This is a genomic window from Shewanella sp. SM68, from assembly GCF_025653925.1.
In the GTDB taxonomy this organism is placed as follows: domain Bacteria; phylum Pseudomonadota; class Gammaproteobacteria; order Enterobacterales; family Shewanellaceae; genus Shewanella; species Shewanella oncorhynchi.
The window spans coordinates 1-1,260 of record NZ_JAKKRU010000032.1 but is presented as its reverse complement, the minus strand read 5'-3'; the positions used below and the strand labels follow the sequence as shown (position 1 = coordinate 1,260).

The 1,260-nt window shown below is 42.0% G+C and carries 1 protein-coding gene; it reads left to right on the top strand.

The window, feature by feature from the left end; genetic code table 11:
* The first annotated feature begins 74 nt into the window (after positions 1 to 74).
* Positions 75 to 1,252, top strand: a protein-coding gene (locus L5M40_RS22490) for an IS3-like element ISSba5 family transposase (RefSeq protein ID WP_263257274.1) whose coding sequence is annotated in 2 segments (ribosomal slippage) — positions 75 to 333 and positions 333 to 1,252 — 1,179 coding nt in all. Because the reading frame shifts where the segments join, the coding sequence is not laid out codon by codon here.
* Positions 1,253 to 1,260 lie beyond the last annotated feature (8 nt).

Sequence of the window (1,260 nt, the reverse complement as noted above, 5' to 3'; positions counted from 1 at the left end):
TGTAGTGGCACACTAATTTTGGCCACCTAAATAGAGGTGATATTATTACCTCGTAGATGACTTTAGGTGAACACATGAGATCGACAACCAGAAAAACATTTAGTGCTGAATTCAAACTTGAAGCAGCCCAATTAGTCCTCGATAAAAACCATAGCATCATCGAAGCTGCAAAGGCGATGAACGTAGGTAAGTCCACTATGGATAAATGGGTGAGACAGTTAAAACTAGAACGCCATGGTGGCACACCAAAAGCATCTCCGATTACCCCTGAACAAATTGAAATCCGTGAGCTGAAGAAGCAAATAGCTCGTCTTGAGGAGCACAATCTTATCCTAAAAAAGGCTACCGCTCTCTTGATGTCAGACTCGATGAACAATTTACGCTAATCAGCGCACTCAAGCAGAGCCACTCTATTCTCACAATTTGTAATGCATTCAAAGTGCATCGAAGTAGCTATAAGTATTGGCTAAAAAGAAAAGAACATATTGATGCAGACTTTACTATTTTATGCAGTGAAGTGAAGGCCGCACATCGTATTAGTCATGGCTCTGCCGGTGCTCGAACGATAGCGCAATTAGTGACTAACAAAGGGATTGGTCTCAGTCGTTATCGAGCCCGTAATCTAATGAAAAAACTTGGGTTATTAAGCTGTCAGCAGCCTAAGCATTCTTATCGGAAAGCGACACAAGAGCATGTTGCAATCCCCAATACGCTTAATCGACAGTTTGCAGTAACTCAACCAGATCAAGTGTGGTGTGGCGACGTGACGTATGTTTGGGTCGGTAATCGTTGGGCCTATCTAGCTGTTGTTTTGGACTTATTTTCCCGCAAACCTGTTGGATGGGCTTTGTCATTATCACCAGATAGTGAGCTGACCTGTAAAGCTTTGAAAATGGCATTTGAGTTAAGAGGTAAGCCTGAGAATGTGATATATCACAGCGATCAAGGTTCACATTACACGAGCTTGAAATTCAGACAATTAATATGGCGTCTTCAGATTGAGCAAAGTATGAGTCGTCGCGGGAATTGTTGGGATAACGCACCAATGGAGCGTTTCTTTAGAAGTTTGAAATCTGAGTGGATACCCGCAAGTGGTTATGGGAATTTTACAGAAGCAGATAAAGAGATCACAAATTACATCACTGGATATTACAGCGAGACTAGGCCCCATCAATATAATGGTGGGTTAACGCCAAATGAGTCAGAACGTTTATATTGGAATGACTCTAAAACCGTGGCCAATTTTACTTGACCACTACA